Annotated in this window: 16 protein-coding genes and 1 pseudogene; 6 read left to right on the forward strand and 11 right to left on the reverse strand. The window is 71.6% G+C overall.

Annotated features, from left to right (window positions below):
• Window positions 1–192: 192 nt before the first annotated feature.
• A complete protein-coding gene (locus ABZ851_RS32120; RefSeq protein WP_361135112.1) occupies window positions 193–1,227 on the reverse strand; it encodes an NUDIX domain-containing protein in 1,035 nt (344 codons plus the stop codon).
• A gap of 1,170 nt (window positions 1,228–2,397) precedes the next feature.
• Here ABZ851_RS32120 and ABZ851_RS32125 point away from each other — a divergent pair.
• Window positions 2,398–4,455, forward strand: coding sequence for an NPCBM/NEW2 domain-containing protein (locus tag ABZ851_RS32125; protein WP_361135115.1), 2,058 nt, complete (start codon window positions 2,398–2,400; stop codon window positions 4,453–4,455).
• Window positions 4,456–4,548: 93 nt separating this feature from the next.
• On the opposite strand, the gene ABZ851_RS32130 is transcribed toward ABZ851_RS32125, so the two are convergent.
• Window positions 4,549–5,505, reverse strand: a complete 957-nt coding sequence (locus tag ABZ851_RS32130) for an ROK family protein (protein ID WP_361135118.1) — start codon at window positions 5,503–5,505, stop codon at window positions 4,549–4,551.
• A gap of 141 nt (window positions 5,506–5,646) precedes the next feature.
• Here ABZ851_RS32130 and ABZ851_RS32135 point away from each other — a divergent pair, with 141 nt between their 5' ends.
• Window positions 5,647–6,687, forward strand: a complete 1,041-nt coding sequence (locus tag ABZ851_RS32135) for a LacI family DNA-binding transcriptional regulator (RefSeq protein ID WP_361135121.1) — start codon at window positions 5,647–5,649, stop codon at window positions 6,685–6,687.
• A 91-nt stretch (window positions 6,688–6,778) separates the two neighbouring features.
• On the opposite strand, the gene ABZ851_RS32140 is transcribed toward ABZ851_RS32135, so the two are convergent.
• Window positions 6,779–7,033, reverse strand: coding sequence for a hypothetical protein (locus ABZ851_RS32140; RefSeq protein ID WP_361135124.1), 255 nt, complete (start codon window positions 7,031–7,033; stop codon window positions 6,779–6,781).
• A complete protein-coding gene (locus ABZ851_RS32145; RefSeq protein ID WP_361135127.1) occupies window positions 7,030–7,344 on the reverse strand; it encodes a hypothetical protein in 315 nt (104 codons plus the stop codon). Before ABZ851_RS32145 ends, ABZ851_RS32140 begins: the two co-directional genes overlap by 4 nt.
• 72 nt (window positions 7,345–7,416) lie before the next feature.
• Between ABZ851_RS32145 and ABZ851_RS32150 the strand changes: the two genes are divergently transcribed.
• Window positions 7,417–8,043 carry a TetR/AcrR family transcriptional regulator gene (locus ABZ851_RS32150; protein ID WP_361135130.1) on the forward strand — a complete coding sequence of 209 codons (627 nt, stop codon included), beginning with the start codon at window positions 7,417–7,419 and terminating at the stop codon, window positions 8,041–8,043.
• Between the two features lie 71 nt (window positions 8,044–8,114).
• Here the strand turns inward: ABZ851_RS32150 and ABZ851_RS32155 are convergent, their stop codons facing one another.
• Window positions 8,115–9,398, reverse strand: coding sequence for an aldolase/citrate lyase family protein (locus ABZ851_RS32155; protein ID WP_361135133.1), 1,284 nt, complete (start codon window positions 9,396–9,398; stop codon window positions 8,115–8,117).
• Between the two features lie 195 nt (window positions 9,399–9,593).
• Here ABZ851_RS32155 and ABZ851_RS32160 point away from each other — a divergent pair, with 195 nt between their 5' ends.
• Window positions 9,594–10,112 carry a DinB family protein gene (locus tag ABZ851_RS32160; protein WP_361135136.1) on the forward strand — a complete coding sequence of 173 codons (519 nt, stop codon included), beginning with the start codon at window positions 9,594–9,596 and terminating at the stop codon, window positions 10,110–10,112.
• Window positions 10,113–10,235: 123 nt separating this feature from the next.
• On the opposite strand, the gene ABZ851_RS32165 is transcribed toward ABZ851_RS32160, so the two are convergent.
• The 4 genes from ABZ851_RS32165 to ABZ851_RS32180 form a co-directional block, all read right to left on the reverse strand.
• Window positions 10,236–11,198, reverse strand: a complete 963-nt coding sequence (locus tag ABZ851_RS32165) for an electron transfer flavoprotein subunit alpha/FixB family protein (RefSeq protein WP_088796631.1) — start codon at window positions 11,196–11,198, stop codon at window positions 10,236–10,238.
• Window positions 11,199–11,247: 49 nt separating this feature from the next.
• Complete coding sequence (locus ABZ851_RS32170; protein WP_336051523.1) at window positions 11,248–12,033, reverse strand: electron transfer flavoprotein subunit beta/FixA family protein; 786 nt, start codon at window positions 12,031–12,033, stop codon at window positions 11,248–11,250.
• A 212-nt stretch (window positions 12,034–12,245) separates the two neighbouring features.
• Window positions 12,246–12,752: a flavin reductase family protein gene (locus ABZ851_RS32175; protein ID WP_361135141.1), complete on the reverse strand. Its 507-nt coding sequence runs from the start codon at window positions 12,750–12,752 to the stop codon at window positions 12,246–12,248.
• Window positions 12,753–12,977: 225 nt separating this feature from the next.
• Window positions 12,978–13,343 (reverse strand): thioredoxin family protein, encoded by a 366-nt coding sequence (locus ABZ851_RS32180; protein ID WP_361135362.1) that lies wholly within the window; start codon window positions 13,341–13,343, stop codon window positions 12,978–12,980.
• A 42-nt stretch (window positions 13,344–13,385) separates the two neighbouring features.
• Here ABZ851_RS32180 and ABZ851_RS32185 point away from each other — a divergent pair, with 42 nt between their 5' ends.
• The gene (locus ABZ851_RS32185) at window positions 13,386–13,568 is read left to right on the forward strand and encodes a DUF4395 family protein (protein WP_361135144.1); all 183 of its coding nucleotides are present in this window, start codon (window positions 13,386–13,388) and stop codon (window positions 13,566–13,568) included.
• A 158-nt stretch (window positions 13,569–13,726) separates the two neighbouring features.
• Window positions 13,727–14,443 carry a lysophospholipid acyltransferase family protein gene (locus tag ABZ851_RS32190; RefSeq protein ID WP_088796633.1) on the forward strand — a complete coding sequence of 239 codons (717 nt, stop codon included), beginning with the start codon at window positions 13,727–13,729 and terminating at the stop codon, window positions 14,441–14,443.
• Window positions 14,444–14,452: 9 nt separating this feature from the next.
• On the opposite strand, the gene ABZ851_RS32195 is transcribed toward ABZ851_RS32190, so the two are convergent.
• Window positions 14,453–15,178, reverse strand: coding sequence for a phenylalanine--tRNA ligase beta subunit-related protein (locus ABZ851_RS32195; RefSeq protein WP_361135147.1), 726 nt, complete (start codon window positions 15,176–15,178; stop codon window positions 14,453–14,455).
• Between the two features lie 12 nt (window positions 15,179–15,190).
• Window positions 15,191–15,397, reverse strand: a pseudogene (locus ABZ851_RS32200) (transglutaminase); the annotation flags it as partial.
• Window positions 15,398–15,432: the final 35 nt, after the last annotated feature.

Raw genomic sequence — 15,432 nt, forward strand, 5'->3', positions numbered from 1 at the left:
ATCCTGCTCACCATGTACGACGGCCGCACCCGGCTGGCCTCCCAGGTCGCCGACACCCGCGCAGGCCCGTCACCGCAACCCAACAGCCCCGCGCAGCGGACCCCGCCCGCCGCCAGGCGAAACGGCGGGAAAGACAAAAACGGTGCAGAGACAAAGCGCAGCGGAACGGCGAGAAAGCCGAAACCGTGCGGCTCACCCCGCGGGAACCCCCGCCTCCAGGTGAAGCGGACACCCCCGCTCCCGGGCGCGCAGCGCCCACCGCAGGCGGTTCCACCGCACCGGCGGCAGCATCTTCTCGGCCTCGGCTTCGGTGGCGAAACGCCAGTCGCGCAATTCCGCGCCGGGCAGCAGCAGTTTGCTGATCCGGTCGTCGGTCAGGGTGCCGCCGTCGTAGAGCAGCCGCAGACCGCCGAAGCCGGGTGGTTTGGGAGCTTCCCAGTCCAGCACCAGCAGCCGGAGTGCGCGGGGCAGTTCGATGCCCAGTTCCTCGGCGACCTCCCGTACGCCGGCACGGGCGGGTGCCTCGCCGCGTTCCACGACGCCGCCGGGGAATTCCCAGCCGGCCTTGTAGGTCGGGTCGACGAGCAGCACCCGGTCCTGGTCGTCGAAGAGCAGTACGCCCGCGGCGAGCGTTTCGGCGGTCGGTTCGGGGGTCTGCACGATGTCGCAGGCGCCGGCGCCGGTGCGGACGGCCTCGGCGACCCGCTCGGCGGTCTGCCGGGGGGTGAGCCGGCTGGTGTCGACGACATGGGCGTCGCCTTGGAGCCAGGGCAGTGCGTCGGCGTACGGGCCCAGGTGTTCCAGGCTCCACCGGCGCGTCGACGCGGCGGCTCCGGAGTCCCCGGGGGTGTCCTGCCGCTCCGCTATCCGGGCTCGCAGGATCGTTTCGTCGGCGTGCAGCAGGACATGCCGTACGGGTATCCGGCGGGCGGCGAGGGCGCCGAAGATCTCGTCGCGGTACTCCTGGCGCAGCAGCGTCATCGGTGTCACCAGCGGGCCCGGCACCTCGGTGAGCAGTGCCGCGGCGGTGTCGACGACCATCCGCCGCCAGGCCGGAAGGTCCTGGTAGTCGTCGATCTCCTCGAACCGCTTGGCCGGCAGCATCATGCGCAGTCCGCTGCCGAGGAGTTCGGGGTCGTAGAGCGTGCTTCCGGGAAGCAGGTCGAGCAATTCATGAGCCGTAGTGGTCTTGCCCGCACCGAACGTGCCGTTCAGCCAGACGATCACGGTTTCCCCTCTTCCCTAGACCCAGGTGAGTTGCCCGCCACACCCTGCCACGGAAACGCTCGGGGTCACGGGCCGCGCGCACGAACCGGGAACGTTGCGCATTCGACCATCGGCGTGGCCAGGGAGGTTTCCGCCCCCGTGGACACGCCGGTCGCGAAATGCCTCGCGCGAAGGATGCCGGTCACTGCATCCGCCGCCGCGAGTCCCCGGCAAACAAGCGCTCCCCCGCCCCTCCAGTACCGAAACCCTCACCCGCATACCGAGTTTCCGGGCCGCCACCGGCCCGGGGACACCGCATATGACGGCGGCCCACCATGCGGCGGCCTGCGGCGTGTTCCACGCGGCCGGCCCGTTCCCCCTTGCCCGCGCGCCAAGAGTCAGTCCGGCATGGAAGTGATGGCGAAGTGACGGGGAATGTCTCGCCGTCGGAGAGAAAGACGGGCCCCGCAGGAAGTCGTCGTACCGCCCGATGAATTGCCCAGTTCCCGGGCGGCGGGCGCGGGCCGGCGGGGCCAGGAAAGGGGTGAGCAGGCCGCCGAGGACGGTGACGAGGAGCGATGAACAAGTGGAGAATGTGGGGAAAGTTGAGAAAGTTGCGAGAGCCGATAAGACAGCTGCTCCTCCCGGATTCGATAAAGGCCTGGTGGCAGGAGGCGAAGGAGAGGGGCGCGGGAGGGGAAGCAGCCGTATACCGCGGTCTCTTCGTCAGGGCTGTTGCGGTCGTGGACGAGGCCTTGAAGGCCTGGGCGAAGGCATTCTTCGATACGGCGTCCGAAGTATTCGGCCCCTCCGTGACGCCGTTCGGGCCGCTGCCGCACTCGGCCGGCAGGGACGGGAAGGCCACGTCCCCGCGCCGAGCGCCGCGCTCGCGCTCATCGGAACACCGCCCGGCGGGACATCCGACGTCCTGCCGCTCCCCGTTCGTACCCGAGCCGCTGCCCGTGGACCGGAAGCATGTCCCACCTCCTCAGGGCCGGAAACAAACAGAACCGAACGCACTTGGCGGAATCTCGCTCCGAACCGTAGGGCCGGTCCTGGGTCTTGGCGGGCGATACCGGAACCGCTACCGCTCCTCTTCCAACAGACTCCAACAAGCCCTACCGTAAACACTCGCATGCGACCGGTGCACGACCCCACCAACGCCTCTCGCGAAGACGGAGGACGCGAACCATGCGCGTTCAGATCCGCACCACCCACCGGCGAGGTCACCGAAGAATCGTCGGAGCGCTGTCCGCGGCGCTGCTGTGTACGGCAGGGGTGACCGCCCTGCCGGCCGCGGCCCGTACACCCGACGCCCCGGCAGCCGGCCCTTCCCGCACCGCCCCCGGTCCCCGGCTCCCCGGCGGGCTCGCCATGACGCCGCCGATGGGTTTCAACAACTGGAACTCCACCCACTGCCGGGCCGAGTTCAACGAAGAGATGGTCAAGGGCATCGCCGATCTCTTCGTCTCCAAGGGCCTCAAGGACGCCGGTTATCAGTACGTCAATCTCGACGACTGCTGGGCGCTGCCCACCCGCGACGGGAACGGCAAGCTCGTGCCGGATCCGCAGCGCTTCCCCCACGGCATCAAGGCGGTGGCCGACTACGTCCACGCCAAAGGCCTGAAATTCGGCATCTACACGAGTGCCGGTATCAAAACCTGCAACCCGGCCGGATTCCCCGGCGGCCTGGGCCATGAGAAGTCCGACGCCCAGCAGTTCGCCGACTGGGGCGTGGACTACCTCAAGTACGACAACTGCAATAACCTCGGTGTGGACGCCCAACAGCGGTACCGCACGATGCGGGACGCGCTCAAGGCCACCGGGCGGCCCATCGTCTACAGCATCTGCGAATGGGGCGAGAACAAGCCCTGGGAGTGGGCGTCGGACGTAGGGCATCTGTGGCGCACCACCGGCGACATCAGTGACTCGTGGTCCAGCATGCTCGACATCGTGAAGCAGAATCTGCCGCTCGCCCCGCACGCCGGGCCGGGCCACTGGAACGACCCGGACATGCTGGAGGTCGGCAACGGCGGCATGACCGACACCGAGTACCGCAGCCACTTCTCCCTGTGGTCGATGATGGCCGCCCCGCTGCTGATCGGCTCCGATCTGCGCAAGGCCGGCCCTGAGACGTTCGAGATCCTGGCCAACAAGGACCTCATCGCCGTCGACCAGGACCGGCTGGGCAAGCAGGCCACGGTGGTGAAGTCGGAGTCCGGCCGCTGGACGCTGGTGCGGCAACTGGCCGACGGCTCCCGTGCGGTGGCACTGTTCAACGAGACCGGTGGGCCGCAGCGGATCACCACCACGGCCAGGGAACTGGGCCTCCCGCGGGCCGACGGCTACCGGCTGCGCGACCTGTGGCGGCACCAGGACACCCACACCACGGGCACCCTCTCGGCGACCGTCCCGGCGCACGGCACCACCGTCTACCGCATATCCGCCGACAAGCGCTGGGCCACCTACCCACCGGCCGTCGAGACCGGCACCGACCGTACGCCGCTGGCCGAGGCCGGCTCCCCCGCCGCGCTCCGCTCCACCGTCCGCAACCTGGGCGGCACCCCCGCCCGGTACGTCTCCGTCACGCTGAAGGCCCCGCAGGGGTGGCGGGTGCGGGCCACCTCCCCGGCCACGGCCCGCGCGCTGCCCGGCGGCCGGACGCTCACCACCGGCTGGCAGATCACCGCACCGGCCGGCACCGCACCCGGTGCCTACGATCTGCCGCTCGCCGCCGACTACCGCTCCCCCCGCGGCGACCGGATCACCGCCACCCTGCCCGGCACCGCCCATGTCGTGGTGCCACCGCCGTCCGGGACCGCGTACGCCGCCGAACTTCCCTGGCTCACCGCCGCCAACGGCTGGGGACCGGTCGAGAAGAACACCAGCGTCGGGGAACGCGACGCCGGGGACGGCCGGCCGATCAGCATCGGTGGCACCGGCTTTGCGAAGGGCCTCGGGGTGCATGCGCCCAGCGAGGTGAGTTTCTACACCGGCGGGCGGTGCTCGGCGTTCACCGCCCAGGTCGGCATCGACGACGAGTCCGGTGACCGGGGGTCGGTGGGCTTCGAGGTGTGGGCCGACGGCAAACAGGTCGCCGCGAGCCCCACGGTGACCGGGGCGGATGCCGCCAAGACCGTCAGCGCCCCGGTCACCGGAGCGCAGACCGTCCGGCTCGTCGTGACCGATGGCGGGGACGGTATCGACTACGACCACGCCGACTGGGCGGACGCCAAGTTCCGGTGCTGAGGGTCATCCTCCGCTCATGCGGGCGGAGTTGATGCCGCCGGGCGGGCCCTCGGTCCGCCCGGTCCGGCCGGGCGCGGGGGCCCGTCGCGGGTGTCAGGGCGTGGGGACGAAGGCATCGGGACGGGCCCGTTGCCCGGCGGCTGCGGCCGCGCCCACCACCCCGGCGTCCGTCCCCATTTGGGCCGGCACGACCGCCAGGTCCGACACGAACGACAGCGTCGCGTACTCCCGCAGGGCCGCGCGCAAGGGGGCGAAGAGCACGTCACCCGCGCCCGCGACGCCCCCGCCGATCACCGCGATGTCTATCTCCACGAGCGTGGCGGTGGCGGCGATCCCGGCGGCCAGCGCACGGGCGGCCCGCTCGAAGGAGCGCAGGGCGACCGGGTCACCGGCGTGCGCCGCGGCGGCCACCGCCGCCGCGCTGGTGTCACCGTCGGGGCCGGGCTGCCAGCCGTTGGCCAGCGCCCGGCGGGCGATGTTGGGGCCGCTGGCGATCCGTTCGACACAGCCGCGGGACCCGCACGGGCAGGGGTCCCCGTCGACCTCGACGCTGATGTGACCGATGTGTCCGGCGTTCCCCGTGGGGCCCGGGTGGAGACGCCCGTTGAGGACGAGTCCGCCGCCGACGCCGGTGGAGACCACCATGCACAGCGCATTGGCGTGCCCGCGCGCGGCCCCCTGCCAGTGTTCGGCCGCGGTCATCGCGACACCGTCGCCGACCAGCACGACCGGGCGCTCCCCGACGAGCGCCCGGACCCCGGCGACCAGCGGGAAGTCGCGCCAGCCGGGGATGTTGACCGGGCTGACGGTGCCGGACGAGGCGTCGACCGGGCCCGCGCTGCCGATGCCGACGGCCGCCACCCGCACCCAGTCGGGCCCCGCGGCCAGCTCGGCGACCACCTCGGCCACCGCACGCATCACCGTGGCCCCGTCCTTGTCGGCGGGAGTGGGCCGGGCGGCCCGTTCGACGAGTCTGCCGCGGGCATCCACCAGAGCGCCGGCGATCTTGGTGCCGCCAATGTCCAACGCTGCGCTGAGGTCGGTCTGCATCGGTGTGGATTCTCCTGGTGGGCCCGGGGGCCGAGCGTACCGGCCCGGCGTGAGAACGCCAGTCTCGCCTCGATTGACAACGTTGTCTAGAGGCTATGCTCGACGCCACACCTGACGCCGACAGAATCAGGACCGCACACCGTGACCGACACCGCGCGGGGCACCTCCCGCCGCTATGGCACCCGGCCCACGATGAAGGATGTCGCGGCGCGCGCCGGGGTCGGCCTCAAAACGGTCTCCCGCGTGGTCAACGGCGAACCGGGTGTCACCCCGGACACCGAACGACGCGTCCAGGAAGCGATCACGGCCCTGGGGTTCCGCCGCAACGACTCGGCCCGGATCCTGCGCAAGGGGCGTACCGCCAGCATCGGCCTGGTGCTGGAGGATCTGGCGGACCCGTTCTACGGCCCGCTCAACCGCACCGTCGAGGAGGTCGCCCGCGGTCACGGCGCACTGCTGATCAACGGCTCCAGCGCCGAGGACCCGGCGCGCGAACAGGAGTTGGTGCTGGCGCTGTGCGCACGGCGGGTCGACGGACTGGTCATCATCCCGGCCGCCGACGACCACCGCTATCTGGAACCCGAGATCGCGGCCGGGATAGCCACCGTGTTCGTGGACCGCCCGCCCGGCCGGATCGATGCCGATGTGGTGGTCTCCGACAACTTCGGCGGCGCCCAGGAGGCGGTGGCCCATCTCATCGCGCACGGCCACCGCAGGATCGGCTTCATCGGTGACCAGCCGCGGATTCACACCGCGCGGGAACGCCTGCGTGGCTACCGCACCGCAATGGCCGCGGCAGGTCTGCCCGTTGACGACTCCTGGGTGTCGCTGGGCTCCACCGCGCCCGAGTCCGTACGCGCCGCCGCGACCACGATGCTGGACGCCCCCGAGCCGGTCACCGCCCTCTTCGCGGGCAACAACCGGGTCACCGTCACCGCCGTACGCGTCCTCGGCGAACGCCCGCGCCCCGTCGCGCTGGTGGGCTTCGACGACTTCGAACTGGCCGATCTCGTCCGGCCCGCGATCACGGTCGTCGCCCAGGACCCCGCACGTATGGGCCGCACGGCCGCCGGTCTGCTCTTCCGGCGCCTGGAGGGCATCGAGGACCCGCCGCAGCGCAGGGAGATCCCCACCCGCCTGATCGCCCGCGGCTCGGGCGAGATCCCGCCTTCGGAGAGCTGAACTCCCGGGCAGCCGCGGGCCGGACGCCCCGCGTCGCGCCATGAGAGAGGGCGGCTCCGAGACGCCCCCACCGTCGCCCCCGGGCGGCCGATCACCGCTCGTCGCGGTGCGACCGCTCGTCATGGTGCGACCGCTCGTCGCGGTGCGGCCCCCCTCCACGCCCCACCCGCCTCCAGATCAGCACCATCCCCAGCCCGAGCACGATCAGCGCGACGAGCACGATAACGCCCTTCATCGCGGCGTCGGCCACCAGGTGAGCGAGGAGACCGGAGCCTTCGTCACCCCCGTCCCGGGCGAGGGCGGGTGACGCGAGGCCGTCACCGGCCACCCCGCCGACGCCGGTCATCGGACCTCATCCCGTCCCGGCTCCCGCTGCCCGCGCCCGTCCTCGTCCAGGCGCCGGGCCGCCGCCCGCACCACCGCGCCGGCCACCGACCCGCCGCCGCGGGACGTCCCGCCCCGGCCCCGGACGGCGCCCCGGTCGTCCAGATAGCGACTGACGGCATGCGCGGCGGGTGCCGCGTACCGCCGCGCGGCACCGAGTTTCCCCCGGCGTTTCAGGACGAGCGCCACGGCGAAGACGAGCAGGCCCAGCGCCACCAGGCCGCCCGCGATCAGGCCGAACCGGATGAGAAGAAGGTTCAGAATCCGCTCCACGGCCATCCCTCCATTCTTTGTATCACAGGTGTGATAGAAAACAATTTATCACAGCCGTGATACAAAGGGCCCATGCCCAAGCAGGTGGACCGAGAAGCCCGGCGCCGCGACGTCGTCGACGCCCTCTTCCGCGTCGTCGTACGCGACGGCATCCAACGCGCCTCACTGCGCACGGTCGCCGACGAGGCGCAGCTCAACATCGGTTCGGTGCGGCACTACTTCGCCGGCCAGGAGGAGCTGATGCGCTTCGCGATGCGGTCGATGCTCGACCGGGTCGGCGCCCGGCTCCAGCGCCGCGTCGACGCGTTGGGCGATCTGAGCGGGCTGCCCGCGGCGCGGATCCGCGACTGCGCGGTGGAGCTGCTGTCCGAACTGCTGCCGCTGGACGACAGCCGGCGCGCCGAGGTCACCGTCCTCGTCGACTTCTCCACCGCCGCCCGGAACCGTCCCGCCCTCGACGACCTCGCCCGGGAGACCGCCACCGGCACCCGGTCCCTCGTCCGCCGCATCCTCACCCGCCTCGACACGGCAGGCGGCCTGCGCGCGGGGCTCGCCCTCGACACCGAGACCGAGCGGCTGACGTCCCTCCTGGACGGCCTCGCCTTCACCGCCGTCCTGCGGCCCGACGTGCTGGACGCGGCGACCTGCGCCAGGGTCCTGCGCGCCCATGTCGACGACCTCGGACGGGCCACGGCCTGAACGCGGACGGCCCCCGCCGTGAGGGCGGGGGCCTCGTGGTGTCTGCCGGACGGCGGGGCGCCGTCGCGTCGTCAGGCGGTGGCGGCCGGGCGGCCCGCGAGGGCGTCCAGGTCGGCGCGGGTCAGTCCGGTCAGCCGGGCCACCTCGGCGGTGTCCACGGCGCCGCAGTCCAGACCGCGCAGCAGATAGCCGCTGAGCGCCTTGGCGGTGGCGGGCTCGTCCATGACATCGCCGCCGGCCTTGGCGACGTAGGCCGCGAGCCGGGCCGCGGCCTGCTCCAGGCCCTCGCGGTAGAAGGCGTAGACCGCCGCGTAACGGGTGGGCAGATGGGCCGGGTGCATGTCCCAGCCCTGGTAGTACGCACGGGCCAGCGAGCGGCGCACCAGACCGTGGTGCAGGCGCCAGGCGGCGTGCACCTGCTCCGTCGGGCCGACCGGCAGGACGTTGGTGGATCCGTCGGAGAGACGGACGCCGGTGCCCGCGGCGGCGACCTGCATCACGGCCTTGGCGTGGTCGGCCACCGGGTGGTCGAGGGACTGGTGGGCAGCGCTGACGCCGCAGGAGGCGCTGTAGTCGAAGGTGCCGTAGTGCAGGGAGGTGGCACGGCCCTCGGCGGCCTCGATCATGCGGGCGACGGTGGCGCGGCCGTCGGCACCCAGGATGGACTGGGTGGTCTCGATCTGGATCTCGAAACCGATCCGGCCGGCCTCCAGCCCGTGCGCCCTCTCGAAGGCCTCCAGCAGCCGGACCATGGCGGTGACCTGCTCGGCGTAGGTCACCTTCGGGAGCGTCAGCACCAGGCCGTCGGGCAGGCCGCCGGCCGCCATGAGACCGGTGAGGAAGATGTCGAGGGTGCGGATGCCGCGGTCGCGGACGGCGGCCTCCATGCACTTCATCCGGATGCCCATGTAGGGGGCGGCGGTGCCCTCCCGGCAGGCGGCGGCCACCAGGGCGGCGGCGCGGGCCGCGGCCTCGTCCTCCTCGGCGTCCGGGCGGGGGCCATAGCCGTCCTCGAAGTCGATGCGCAGGTCCTCGATCGGCTCACGGGTCAGCTTGGCGCGGACGCGGTCGTGGACGTCCATGGCGAGTGCGTCGGGGATGCCGAGGACGGCGGCGAGCGCACCGGCGTCGGGGGCGTGCGCGTCGAGAGCGGCGAGCGCCTGGTCTCCCCAGGAGCGCAGGGTGCCGGCGGCGAAGACGTCGCCGGGGACGTAGACCGTGTGGACCGGCTGGCGGGTGCCGGGGTCGCCCGGGTAGCGCCGCGCCAGATCCGCGTCCACCTGGGCGAGGGCGGCTCCGATGCCCTCGCGTACGGTGTCCGCGAGGCTCGTCGCCACGGTCTCCTGCTGCCCCATTCGATACCCTCCCGGTGCGCACGCCCGCCGATCGAGCGATTTCCGCTGAACGGAATCAACAATCCGTATAGCGAAGTTAACTGGGTCGGTTTGCCGAGGTCAACACCCTCCCGTGGGGCGGCGCAGGTCATGGGCGTACGACCGAGCCCGGAAACTCCCTGGCGGGCTCGCCGCCCCGCCGCCAGAATCGCCGTCATGACGTGGATCGCACCCCCCATCGAACGCAGGGAACTCCCCACCACGGCCGGTGAACGGGAGATGCTGCAAGGCTGGCTCGACCACCACCGCGACACCCTGCTCACCAAGTGCGCGGGCCTGACGTCCGACCAGCTCGTCGAGGCGAGCGCCGCACCCTCCGCCCTCACGCTGCTCGGCCTGGTGCGCCATATGGCATATGTCGAACGCACCTGGTTCCGGGTGCGCTTCCTCGGCCGGCGGATCGCCGATCTCTACTGCACCGAGGATGATCCGGACGCCGACTTCCACGCCGCGGACCCGGCCGCCGCCGAGCGTGATATCGCCGTCTTCCGCGCCGAGATCGAGGCCTGCGACACGGCGGTGGCGGACCGCGGGCTGGACGAGACCTTCTCCCCGCGCCCGGGGCGCACCCTGAACCTGCGCTGGATCTACGTCCACATGATCGAGGAGTACGCCCGGCACAACGGCCACGCGGACCTGCTGCGCGAGCGGATCGACGGGGTCACGGGCAGCTGACGGCGCGCCACCCGGCCGACGGCGCGGCCCGGCTGACGGCACCATCACAGCACGAGGCCCCGTACGCACCGCGCGTACGGGGCCTCGTGCGAGGTCCGAAGCCGGGCTCCGGCCAGACGGTGATCAGCCCTTGCGGGTCTTGACCTCGTCGGTGAGGGCCGGGACGACGTCGAAGAGGTCGCCGACCACGCCGTAGTCGACCAGCTCGAAGATCGGCGCCTCTTCGTCCTTGTTGATGGCGACGATCGTCTTCGAGGTCTGCATACCGGCGCGGTGCTGGATCGCGCCGGAGATGCCCGCCGCGATGTACAGCTGCGGCGAGACCGACTTACCGGTCTGGCCGACCTGGTTGGTGTGCGGGTACCAGCCGGCGTCCACCGCGGCGCGCGAGGCGCCGACGGCCGCACCGAGCGAGTCGGCAAGCGCCTCGATGACCGGGAAGTTCTCGGCGCCGTTGACGCCGCGGCCACCGGAGACCACGATCGCGGCCTCGGTCAGGTCCGGGCGGCCGGTCGACTCGCGCGGGGTGCGCGAGACGATCTTGGTGCCCTTGGAGGAGTCGGCGACGGTCACCGCAAGCTGCTCGACGGTGCCGGCGGCCGGAGCGGCCTCCGGGGCGGCGGAGTTGGGCTTGACGGTGATGACCGGGGTGCCCTTGGTGATGCGGGACTTGGTGGTGTACGAGGCCGCGAAGACGGACTGCGTGGCCACCGGGCCCTCGTCGCCGGCCTCGACGTCGACGGCGTCGGTGATGATGCCGGAGCCGATGCGCAGCGCGAGGCGGGCCGCGATCTCCTTGCCCTCGGCGGAGGAAGGCAGCAGCACGGCCGCCGGCGAGACCGCGTCATAGGCGGCCTGCAGCGCGTCGACCTTGGGGGCGACGAGGTAGTCGGCGAACTCGGGCGCGTCGGCGGCCAGCACCTTCACGGCGCCGTGCTCACCGAGGATCTTCGCGGCGTCCTCGGCCTTCGCACCGAGGTGCACGGCTACCGGCTCGCCGATGCGGCGGGCGAGGGTGAGCAGTTCGAGGGTGGGCTTGCGGACGGCGCCGTCCACGTGGTCGACGTAGACAAGGACTTCAGCCATGGGATTGCTCTCCTGCGGGAAGAATGAGGGCGGTGGGAAGGACTGCGGCTCAGATGAACTTCTGGCCCGCGAGGAACTCGGCGAGCTGCTTGCCGCCCTCGCCCTCGTCCTTGACGATCGTGCCCGCGGTGCGGGCCGGACGCTCGGTGGCGCCGTCGACCTTGGTCCAGGCGCCCTCGAGGCCGACCTCGTCCGCCTCGATCTCCAGGTCCTCCAGGTCCAGGGACTCCACCGGCTTCTTCTTGGCGGCCATGATGCCCTTGAAGGAGGGGTAACGCGCCTCGCCCGACTGGTCGGTGACGGACACGACGGCCGGCAGCGCGGCCTCCAGCTGCTCGGTGGCGGTGTCGCCGTCACGGCGGCCGGTGACCTTGCCACCGTCGACGGACACCTCGGAGAGCTGGGTGACCTGAGGAACGTTCAGACGCTCGGCGAGCAGCGCGGGCAGCACACCCATCGTGCCGTCGGTGGACGCCATACCGCAGACGACCAGGTCGTAACCGGTCTTCTCGATGGCCTTGGCCAGCACCAGCGAGGTACCGAGGGCGTCGGTGCCGTGCAGGTCGTCGTCCTCGACGTGGACGGCCTTGTCGGCACCCATCGACAGTGCCTTGCGCAGCGCGTCGTTGGCGTCCTCGGGGCCGACCGTGAGAACCGTGATCTCCGCGTCGTCGGCGGCTTCCTTGATCTGCAGGGCCTGCTCGACGGCGTACTCGTCGAGCTCCGAGAGCAGACCGTCCACATCGTCACGGTCGACGGTCAGGTCCTCGGCGAAGTGCCGGTCGCCGGTGGCGTCGGGCACGTACTTCACACAGACAACGATCCTCAGGCTCACGCCGGCTCTCCTACCTGCTTCGTCTCTTCAGAACTGCCTTGTGCTGGCAGCATAGGCGCCTGTCGGGGCGGCTCCCGGTCGGTTGCGGTTCCCCACGCCGACCGTCATATTACTCGTCAGTACATCGACTCTCGTGCCCCGAAGCAAGGCCGTCGAAATGTGACCTTGCCAACGGACCCGGCCGGCGGACGAAGCAGCGGAACGGGAACCCGTCAGTCCCGCAGCGCGTTGAAGCGTCCCTGGTGATAGAGCAGGGGACGGCCGGGCCCCGCGGGGTCGCCGACGACGGGCCGGGCGAGCACGATGCGGTGGTCACCGGCGGGCACCCGCGCCACGACCTGGCACACCATCCAGGCCAGTACGCCGTCCAGGAGGGGCACTCCCTCGGGGCCGGTGCGCCAGGAGGTGGCGGGACCGAAGCGGTCGGCGCCGCTGCGCGCGAAGGTGGCGGCCAGTTCCTGCTGGTGCTCGCCGAGTATGTGAACGCCGATGTGCTCGGCCTCCGAGACGGCCGGCCAGCTGGAGGCGCCGGTGCCGATGCCGAACGAGAGCAGCGGCGGGTCGGCGGCGACGGAAGTGAGGGACGTGGCGGTGAAGCCGACCGGGCGGGAGCCGTACGCGGTGATCACCGCGACGCCGGCGGCGTGCTGCCGGAAGACCGAGCGCAGCAGCTCGGGGGAGGCGGTGCGAGGCGTACCGAGGCCGGGCGAGGCCGTCATGGAATTGTCCTTCTGCTGTGGTGTACGAGCCCGGGAGGAGCCGCCGACGGCTGAGCAGCGGTCGGCGGCAGTGGTGTCGTCGCTGCTCACACGCCCGGACAGCGGGCGCTGGCGGTCCGCAGAAGATCGACGTGGGCGCGTCCGTACAGAAGAGTTCCTGGCCGCATCACGTCAGAGTGACGATGTGTGACCCACAGCGTCAAGGGGCGCCCGCCATCTGGGAGATCAATCACGGACGGCCGCGCCCAGTGCCGCGATGACATCGGCCTTCCGGGGCTGCCCGGAGGCACGGCGCACGATCGCGCCGTCCGCGTCGAGCACCAGCACCGTGGGGGTGCGCAGCACGTTCAGGTGGCGTACGAGGTCCAGATGGTCCTCCGCGTCGATCTCGACATGGGCCACCCCCTCGACCATGCCGGCGACCTCGGCCAGGGTGCGCCGGGTGGCCCGGCAGGGCTGGCAGAAGGCGCTGGAGAACTGCAGCAGGGTGGCCCGCTCCCCCAGCTCCGCGCCGATCCCGGCGGCATCGAGCCGCGCCCCGTCGTCCCGCTTGTGCACCATCGGCCTCCCCTTACGGCGTTGGTGCCACATGCCGAAGGCGCTCGCCGCCGCGAGCACCGCGATGCACACACCATGAGTCCAGTCATCGACGGGTGCAGCGTTCACGGGACCGCAAAGATTCCCCGGCCCCGTGCGGCCCGGTCTGCAGGAGGGTGGGGAACCGGCTGTGCGCTCGCGGCGGCCTTCCTCCACCCCGCCTTCGGGTACTGCCCGGGGTGCGAGATGTATCTTCTGCTGCGGAGAGCGGCCGGCTGAGCGGGTCTCCACGTGACAAGAATCTCCCGGCCCTGGCGGCCGACGCGCTGGCCGCCACGGCCGACATCGGGCACGATCTCCCGAAAGTCGCAGTTACGGCTGCGTAGGTTTCCGCCGGGAGAACCCTCCCCAGGCGTGGAAAAGGGGTCCTCCGGACAATGGCAGAGCTCGTCTATCCGCCGGTGATCGGCGCCGCCCGCACTCTCTTCAAGGCGCTCGATCTGAAATTCGACATCGCCGGGACGGACCACATTCCGCGCCGGGGCGGGGCGGTTCTGGTGAGCAATCACATCGGGTACCTGGACTTCGTCTTCGCCGGACTGACGGCGCGGCCCGCCAAGCGGCTGGTGCGCTTCATGGCGAAGGAGTCGGTGTTCCGGCACAAGGTGTCCGGCCCGCTGATGCGCGCGATGAAGCACATCCCCGTGGACCGTGCGCAGGGGATGCACGCCTACAAGCACGCGCTGTCCGCCCTGCGTTCGGGCGAAATCATCGGGGTGTTCCCCGAGGCGACGATCTCCGAGTCCTTCACCCTGAAGACCTTCAAGTCGGGCGCGGTGCGGCTGGCCCAGGAGGCCGGGGTGCCGCTGCTGCCGGTGGCGCTGTGGGGCACCCAGCGGCTGTGGACCAAGGGCCACAAGCGCGATCTGGGCCGGAACCACCTGCCGATAACGATCCGGGTGGGCGAGCCGATGGAGGCCGATCCGGCCGAGCAGGCCGAGAAGATCACCGACCGGCTGCGGGCCCGGGTGCAGGACCTGCTGGAGGCGGCGCAGCGCGCCTACCCCGTACGTCCCAAGGACGCCGAGGACACCTGGTGGATGCCGGCCCACCTCGGCGGCACGGCACCCGCCGCGCCCGGGACCGCCGGATAGCGGACCCGCTCAGGGGGTCCAGATCTCGCCGATCTCGATGCGGGCGCCGGGGCAGGCCTTCTGCAGCCTCTCGGCCAGTTCGGCGCCCGCGGCGCTGAGCGCGTCAAGGGTCATGGGGGCCATCCGCTCCAGCAGGAAGAGGGCGCTGACCGAGTCCTCGGTCAGGCGGGTGCGTACCCCCTGCCGCCAGTTCCAGCGGCGGCAGGTGACGCCCTCGTCGTCACACCAGACCACCTCGCCCGCATCGGGGTGCTCGACGGCCTCGGCGCCGCCGGCCGCGGTCACGAAGGGCTCGTCGCCGGTGGCCCGCACGAGCCGCATACCGCCCTGGATGCGGTCCAGGTCCTCGCCGCCCACGGGGATGAGGTGGGCGACGCTGAGGGCGTTGTAGAGGTCGACGAGGCGGTTGATGCGGGGCAGACCACCGTCCGCGAGCGCCCGTCTGGCCAGCGCCTCGGCGGAGTTGCGGGTGCGCGACGGCTTGCTGCCGAAGGCGGTGTACGCGGCGCGCCAGGCGGCCAGGTGCGGATCGTCCTGCGGGGCGCGGCCGTCCAGACGCCCGGCGAGGCGGCGGGTGGCCTCGTCCAGGAGCGCCGCGCCGGCCTCGTCACTGGGCCCGTTGGTCAGACCGTGGGCCTCGACGGCGAGGTAGCCGAAACCGGGTGCCAGGTCCCGCACCTCGTCGGAAACATGCAGGCGACGGGTCGTGCCGGAGACGTGCGAAGAGCTGGGCATCGGGGCCGTTCCTCAGAGATCGGTGGGGAGCATCTGCCAGAGGTGAGGCCGGTCGACGGCCTCCTGGAGGCATTGCAGCACGGCCGGGCGTGGTTCAGCAAATAGCACTGGGTAGTCCACTTCGTTGCACTCCGGGCGCACGGGGAAGGCCAGCTGCTCACGGTCGAGGCGGAACTGCGCGTCGACGCCCGGCTTGTTGCCCCGTGGATCCTGGGCGTTCTGGATCAGCTCCATACCCGGGGAACGTAGCGATG

The organism is Streptomyces sp. NPDC047049, assembly GCF_040643995.1.
Classification (GTDB): Bacteria; Actinomycetota; Actinomycetes; order Streptomycetales; family Streptomycetaceae; genus Streptomyces; species Streptomyces mooreae.

Coding starts and splice junctions, on each gene's coding strand:
- ABZ851_RS32125 (WP_361135115.1), top strand. CDS start 2,398: ATGCGCGTTCAGATCCGCACCACCCACCGGCGAGGTCACCGAAGAATC.
- ABZ851_RS32130 (WP_361135118.1), bottom strand. CDS start 5,505: ATGCAGACCGACCTCAGCGCAGCGTTGGACATTGGCGGCACCAAGATC.
- ABZ851_RS32140 (WP_361135124.1), bottom strand. CDS start 7,033: ATGACCGGCGTCGGCGGGGTGGCCGGTGACGGCCTCGCGTCACCCGCC.
- ABZ851_RS32150 (WP_361135130.1), top strand. CDS start 7,417: ATGCCCAAGCAGGTGGACCGAGAAGCCCGGCGCCGCGACGTCGTCGAC.
- ABZ851_RS32155 (WP_361135133.1), bottom strand. CDS start 9,398: ATGGGGCAGCAGGAGACCGTGGCGACGAGCCTCGCGGACACCGTACGC.
- ABZ851_RS32160 (WP_361135136.1), top strand. CDS start 9,594: ATGACGTGGATCGCACCCCCCATCGAACGCAGGGAACTCCCCACCACG.
- ABZ851_RS32165 (WP_088796631.1), bottom strand. CDS start 11,198: ATGGCTGAAGTCCTTGTCTACGTCGACCACGTGGACGGCGCCGTCCGC.
- ABZ851_RS32175 (WP_361135141.1), bottom strand. CDS start 12,752: ATGACGGCCTCGCCCGGCCTCGGTACGCCTCGCACCGCCTCCCCCGAG.
- ABZ851_RS32180 (WP_361135362.1), bottom strand. CDS start 13,343: ATGTGGCACCAACGCCGTAAGGGGAGGCCGATGGTGCACAAGCGGGAC.
- ABZ851_RS32185 (WP_361135144.1), top strand. CDS start 13,386: ATGAGTCCAGTCATCGACGGGTGCAGCGTTCACGGGACCGCAAAGATT.
- ABZ851_RS32190 (WP_088796633.1), top strand. CDS start 13,727: ATGGCAGAGCTCGTCTATCCGCCGGTGATCGGCGCCGCCCGCACTCTC.
- ABZ851_RS32195 (WP_361135147.1), bottom strand. CDS start 15,178: ATGCCCAGCTCTTCGCACGTCTCCGGCACGACCCGTCGCCTGCATGTT.